The 6,422-nt window shown below is 49.9% G+C and carries 5 protein-coding genes; all 5 read left to right on the top strand.

Annotation, left to right across the window (positions count from 1 at the left end):
• The first annotated feature begins 212 nt into the window (after positions 1 to 212).
• Complete coding sequence (locus KW93_RS09095) at positions 213 to 1,172, top strand: YybS family protein (protein WP_033542691.1); 960 nt, start codon at positions 213 to 215, stop codon at positions 1,170 to 1,172.
• 13 nt (positions 1,173 to 1,185) lie between these two features.
• Complete coding sequence (locus KW93_RS09090) at positions 1,186 to 3,162, top strand: DHH family phosphoesterase (RefSeq protein ID WP_033542690.1); 1,977 nt, start codon at positions 1,186 to 1,188, stop codon at positions 3,160 to 3,162.
• Positions 3,159 to 3,608, top strand: coding sequence for a 50S ribosomal protein L9 (rplI, locus tag KW93_RS09085; protein ID WP_033542689.1), 450 nt, complete (start codon positions 3,159 to 3,161; stop codon positions 3,606 to 3,608). The genes KW93_RS09090 and rplI overlap by 4 nt, the downstream gene beginning before the upstream one ends.
• A gap of 12 nt (positions 3,609 to 3,620) precedes the next feature.
• Positions 3,621 to 4,976 (top strand): replicative DNA helicase, encoded by a 1,356-nt coding sequence (gene dnaB, locus KW93_RS09080; RefSeq protein WP_033542688.1) that lies wholly within the window; start codon positions 3,621 to 3,623, stop codon positions 4,974 to 4,976.
• 132 nt (positions 4,977 to 5,108) lie between these two features.
• The gene (locus tag KW93_RS09075; protein ID WP_033542687.1) at positions 5,109 to 6,395 is read left to right on the top strand and encodes an adenylosuccinate synthase; all 1,287 of its coding nucleotides are present in this window, start codon (positions 5,109 to 5,111) and stop codon (positions 6,393 to 6,395) included.
• The last annotated feature ends 27 nt before the right edge of the window (positions 6,396 to 6,422 follow it).

Below are 6,422 nucleotides of genomic sequence, written 5' to 3'. Positions count from 1 at the left end.
GTTAGCTCAGCGCGAGCCCTCAGGAAAGCGCAGCTGTTTTGCGTAATAGCGATTATCTAACAGAGTTTAATTGAAGAAATTAAATGTAAACTTTTAAAGAAGCATTCGGGCAGTCAGCAATAGACGCTTATCTCCGTTTTTTGTTCCCGACTTTCAATCATGTTACAATTATAAGGATGAAATATACCCGAAAGAAGGGGAATTACAGCTTCATGCAAAATCAACGGACAAGACAAATGACGAACGGTGCTTTGATGGCGGCCATGTTTACGGTATTGCTGGCTGTCACTGTGTACGTTCCCGTTATTAATGCGATTACAATATTTTTCCTGCCGCTGCCGCTTGCCTGGTACAGCGCAAAATATGGGTGGAAACCTTCTTTGCTGGTTGCAGCTGTGTCGCTCCTGCTGACCTTTTTGATCGGCGGTGTTTTGGCTTTGCCGGTGGCGTTCCTTTATATTCCCTTCAGTCTGATGATCGGCTTGTCGATCCATTACGGGAAAAGCAAACTGTATATGTTCATGGGCTCATCCATTCTTCTGCTGATGTCCGCCATGCTGCAGTATCTGCTGGCCATCTGGCTGCTCGGCATCAACGTCATCGAAGAATTTTTCACGGCTGCCAGAGCCGCCTTTGCACAAAACAACGACTTGCTGGAGCAGGTTGGCGGAACGGAAGAGCAGATCGAACAATACAATGAAATGACCAGTACACTACTCGGATCACTTGAAATCACACTGCCGGCTTTGATTATTTTAGCGGTATTTGTGACTGCCTGGTTCCATTTGCTGATCAACTTGCCGATTTTGAAACGGCTTGGAGTCGCGGTTCCAAAATTTCAGCCATTTGCAGAAATGAAATTGCCGAAAGCTGTATTATGGTATTATTTAATCACATTGTTGATTACACTTCTGTCTGATTTGCAGCCGGGAACGATGATGTTTTTGGCGGTCGCCAACGCGATGGTCATCCTGCAGATGCTCCTGTTCCTGCAGGGGATCGCTTTCTACCATTTTTACATTAAGCAGGAAGGCTGGCCGAAATGGGTGGCGGTCATCATCACTATTTTGGCATTTCCGCTGCTGCAGTTTACAATAATCGTTGGACTCGTGGACCTTGGGTTCGATATCCGGGGCTGGGTCAAAAAGGCACATGATTTTAAAGGAAAATAAGGAGCTGAAATGAATGTCGGCTTTTTTTAGGAAAAGGAAGTTGAGGTACCCGCTATTGGCGCTGCTGATATTGGGGCTGATCGCCTCCATTCTGATTGGTTTCATGTCAGAATTGGCCGGGGCCATATTCTTTTTTCTTTTCGCTGCCGCTTTTGCGTTAACATGGCTGATTGAAAAAAGAACGTATGAAGCGACCGAAAAGCATATTGAAACGCTTTCCTACCGGATGAAAAAAGTCGGGGAAGAGGCGCTGCTTGAAATGCCGATCGGTATTTTATTGGCAGATGAGAGTTTTAATATCGAGTGGGCAAATCCCTACATCAGCTCTGTGCTGGAATACGATACGCTGATCGGCGAATCGATCTACAGCCTGTCGGATGATTTTCATACATTGGTGAAATCGGAAGAAATCCGGGATTTGACGGTTACGCTCGGTGACCGCAAATACCGCGTCTATTATAAATCGGATGACCGCCTGTTCTATTTGTTCGATATTACCGAGCAAGTGGAAATCGAATCGCTGTATTATGCGGACCGGACGGTGATCGGGATTCTGTTCATCGATAATTACGATGAACTGGCACAGGGCATGGACGACCAGACGCGCAGCAATTTGAACAGCATCGTCACTTCACTGATCAATGATTGGGGAGCGGCGCATGGCATCTTCGTCAAACGGGTTTCGTCAGACCGTTTTATGGCGGTGTTCAATGAATCGATTCTGCAGCAGCTGGAGACATCGAAATTCACCATCCTGGATGACATCCGGGAAGTAACGGCGAAAGACAATCTGGCGCTCACCTTGAGTATCGGTGTAGGTGCCGGTTCGGCATCGCTTGTCGAACTTGGCAGCATGGCGCAGTCGGGGCTGGACCTGGTACTCGGCCGCGGAGGGGACCAGGTGGCGATCAAGCACCCGAGTGGAAAAGTGAAATTTTACGGCGGCAAAACCAATCCGGTCGAGAAACGCACACGGGTGCGGGCGCGCGTCATTTCCCACGCGCTGCGCGATTTGATCCAGGACAGCGACCAGGTCTTTATCATGGGGCATAAGATGCCGGATATGGATGCCATCGGAGCGGCCGTAGGGGTTGCCAAAATGGCGGCGATGAACAAAGTCAAAGCGCGCATCGTCCTCGATTTCGATGAATACGACCGCAGTGTCAGCCGTTTAATGGAAGAAATCGAAAAAGACGCCGATCTTTTCGAGCAGTTTATCACGCCGGAAGAGGCGCTTGCCGATATGACGGACAATTCGCTGCTTGTGGTGGTGGATACGCATAAACCGTCGATGGTCATCGAAGAGCGGCTGCTTCAGCGGATGGAACGGGTCGTCTTGATCGATCACCACCGCAGAGGCGAAGAATTCATCACCAACACGATGCTTGTTTATATGGAGCCTTATGCTTCATCGACAGCCGAACTGGTGACGGAATTGATCGAATACCAGCCGAAGCACGAGAAATTGTCGATGCTTGAAGCGACGGCGATGCTGGCGGGGATTATCGTCGACACGAAAAGTTTTACACTCCGTACCGGCGCGCGTACGTTTGAAGCGGCATCCTATCTGCGGGCAAACGGCGCAGATACCGTGCTTGTGCAGCGTCTTTTAAAAGAAGACATGGATACGTATCTTGAACGCGCAAAACTTGTGGAAACAGTGGAATTTGTCGGTAACGGCATCGCCATTGCGCACGGCCAGCCGGGGCGCGTCTACAGTCCGGTGCTGATCGCCCAGACAGCAGATATTTTATTGACAATGAAAGACGTCAACGCCTCATTTGTCGTCGCAGAACGAAGCGAAGGCGGCATCGGGGTGTCGGCTCGTTCGCTAGGTGAAGTGAATGTCCAGATCATCATGGAAAATCTCGGCGGCGGCGGCCATTTGACGAATGCGGCCACACAGATGCCGGAAGCGACCATCGAAGAAGCGATTCAATTAATAAAGCAAACAATTACAGATATTTATGAGGGGGAGCAAACCGAATGAAAGTTATATTCCTGCAAGACGTAAAAGGCAAAGGCAAAAAAGGCGAAATCAAAAATGTGGCGGATGGTTACGCACATAACTTCCTGCTGAAAAACAATCTGGCGAAAGAAGCCGATCAGGCAGCCATCAGCCAATTGGCCGGCCAGAAGAAAAAAGAGGAAAAAGAACTGGCGGAGGAACTGGCGGAAGCTCAGAAACTGAAAGAGCAGCTGGAGAATCTGACGATCGAACTGACAGCGAAATCCGGTGAAGGCGGCCGCCTGTTCGGTTCCATCACAACGAAACAGATTGCTAAAGAACTTGAAAAAACGCACGGTGTGAAACTTGATAAGCGCAAAATGGAATTGGATGATGCCATCCGAGCACTGGGTTACACGAATGTGCCGGTAAAATTGCATCCCGATGTAACAGCCACGCTCAAAGTTCATGTAACAGAAGAAGCGTAAGGAGATGGGCCGATGAACGAAGTAATGGATCGTGTCCCTCCGCATAACCAGGAAGCCGAGCAATCGGTTCTTGGTGCCATATTCCTGGAACCGCAATCCCTGATTTCGGTCGCGGAAATTGTCATGCCGGAAGATTTCTACCGCATCGCGCACCAGAAAATCTTCCAGACGATGATCAATTTATCGGATCGCGGAAAAGCGATTGATGTCGTTACAGTCACTGAAGAGCTTTCTGCTAAAAAGGAATTGGAAGATGTCGGCGGACTGTCGTATCTGACGGAAATCGCCAACGCGGTTCCGACTGCGGCGAACGTCGGCCATTACGCCCATATTGTCGAAGAAAAAGCGCTGCTGCGCCGCCTTATCCGCGTAGCCACCACCATTGTGGAAGACGGCTTTACGCGCGAAGATGAAGTGGAAACACTGCTTGCGGAAGCGGAAAAGAAAATGATGGAAGTGTCCAGCCGTAAAAACGCCGGGGATTTCATTCACATTAAAGATGTGCTTGTAAAGACGTACGACAATATTGAATTGCTGCATACCCGCAAAGGAGACGTCACAGGGGTTCCTACAGGCTTCCGTGACCTTGATAAGATAACGGCAGGCTTCCAGCGCAACGACCTGATCATCGTGGCTGCACGGCCGTCTGTCGGTAAGACGGCATTCGCACTCAACGTGGCGCAGAACGTCGCGACGAAAACGGATGAAAATGTCGCCATCTTCTCACTCGAGATGGGGGCGGAACAGCTCGTCATGCGTATGCTGTGCGCAGAAGGCAATATCGATGCGCAGGTGCTGCGTACCGGTGCTTTGCAGAATGAAGACTGGCGCAAGCTGACGATGGCAATGGGCAGTCTGTCGAATGCCGGCATTTTCATCGACGATACACCGGGCATCCGGGTCAACGATATCCGTGCTAAATGCCGCCGTTTGAAACAGGAATACGGCCTCGGCATGATCATGATCGATTATCTTCAGCTGATTGCCGGAACCGGCAAAGCGGGCGAAAACCGCCAGCAGGAAGTATCGGATATTTCCCGTTCCCTGAAAGGCCTTGCCCGAGAACTTGAAGTTCCGGTTATCGCTCTGTCCCAGCTGTCCCGTGGAGTGGAGCAGCGCCAGGATAAGCGGCCGATGATGTCGGATCTCCGGGAATCGGGAAGTATTGAGCAGGATGCCGATATTGTCTCGTTCCTGTACCGGGAAGATTATTACGATAAGGAAACCGAAGATCAGAACATGATTGAAATCATTATTGCCAAACAGCGTAACGGTCCGACCGGTACGGTGAAACTGGCATTTGTGAAAGAATACAATAAATTCGTTACCATTGACTGGAGTCAGCATGAGTCCGGTGGCGCTTTCTAAACACGAACGTTTAAATGTGGAAACACATTTATGTTCGTGTTTTCTTTGGTTTTTGATTGACTTCAACGGTTTTCGCTGGTACAATGAACACTGTTTGATACAAGGGCTTTAAGCCTGACGGAGGTGCGGACAATGACATCAGTCGTAGTAGTAGGAACGCAATGGGGAGACGAAGGAAAAGGGAAAATCACAGATTTTCTATCCGAGCACGCAGAAGTGATTGCACGCTATCAGGGCGGAAACAACGCCGGGCACACAATTATTTTCGGCGGCGAAACATACAAGCTGCATTTGATTCCATCCGGGATATTCTATAAAGATAAAATTTCGGTCATCGGCAACGGCATGGTTGTAGATCCGAAAGCATTGGTGAAAGAATTAAAAGGCCTTCACGACCGTGGAGTGACGACAGAAAACCTGCGCATCTCGAACCGCGCGCATGTTCTTCTGCCATACCACATCAAGCAGGACGAAGTGGAAGAAGCACGCCGCGGCGCCAATAAAATCGGCACGACCGGCAAAGGCATCGGCCCGGCTTATATGGACAAAGCTGCGCGTGTCGGCATCCGTATGGCTGATCTGCTGGATCATGTTGTATTTGAAGAAAAGCTTCGCATGAACCTGATAGAGAAAAACCGTCTGTTCGAGAAATTTTATGAAACGGAAGGCTTTACGGTCGAGGAAATCATGGAAGAATATTACCAGTACGGCCAGGAAATCGCCAAGTATGTTACTGATACTTCTAAAGTGCTGAATGATGCATTTGACGAAGGGCGCCGCGTCCTGTTTGAAGGCGCACAGGGCGTCATGCTCGATATCGACCAGGGGACTTACCCGTTCGTTACGTCATCCAACCCGGTTGCCGGCGGTGTTACCATCGGAGCAGGCGTTGGACCGACAACGATTTCACACGTTATCGGCGTCTGCAAAGCCTATACGTCACGTGTAGGAGACGGACCTTTCCCGACAGAACTTTTCGATGAAGTGGGCCAGCAGATCCGCGAAGTCGGTAAAGAATACGGAACAACTACAGGGCGTCCGCGCCGCATCGGCTGGTTCGACAGCGTGGTCGTACGCCATGCAAGACGTGTCAGCGGATTGACGGATCTGACGGTCAACTCGATCGACGTATTGACTGGACTTGAAACGGTGAGAATCTGTACAGCTTACCGCTACAAAGGTGAATTGATCACAGAATATCCGGCGAATCTCCGCATGCTTGCGGATTGTGAGCCGGTATATGAAGAGCTTCCAGGCTGGACGGAAGATGTCACAAACTGCAAATCGCTGGATGAATTGCCGGCAAACGCGCGCCATTACCTGGAGCGCATCGCACAGCTGACAGGCGTGCAGATTTCGATCTTCTCCGTAGGACCTGACCGTAATCAGACGAATATTGTTACGAGCGTTTGGAGATAATAAAGAAAAGCGACGGCACCCGTTAAG

It is taken from the genome of Planococcus sp. CAU13, from assembly GCF_000775575.1.
Taxonomy (GTDB): Bacteria; Bacillota; Bacilli; order Bacillales_A; family Planococcaceae; genus Planococcus.
This window is presented reverse-complemented; position numbering and strand designations above follow the sequence as displayed.

Excerpts from the sequence above, each read along its gene's own strand:
- rplI (WP_033542689.1), top strand. The coding sequence starts at position 3,159 with ATGAAAGTTATATTCCTGCAAGACGTAAAAGGCAAAGGCAAAAAAGGC.
- KW93_RS09095 (WP_033542691.1), top strand. The coding sequence starts at position 213 with ATGCAAAATCAACGGACAAGACAAATGACGAACGGTGCTTTGATGGCG.
- KW93_RS09090 (WP_033542690.1), top strand. The coding sequence starts at position 1,186 with ATGTCGGCTTTTTTTAGGAAAAGGAAGTTGAGGTACCCGCTATTGGCG.
- KW93_RS09075 (WP_033542687.1), top strand. The coding sequence starts at position 5,109 with ATGACATCAGTCGTAGTAGTAGGAACGCAATGGGGAGACGAAGGAAAA.
- dnaB (WP_033542688.1), top strand. The coding sequence starts at position 3,621 with ATGAACGAAGTAATGGATCGTGTCCCTCCGCATAACCAGGAAGCCGAG.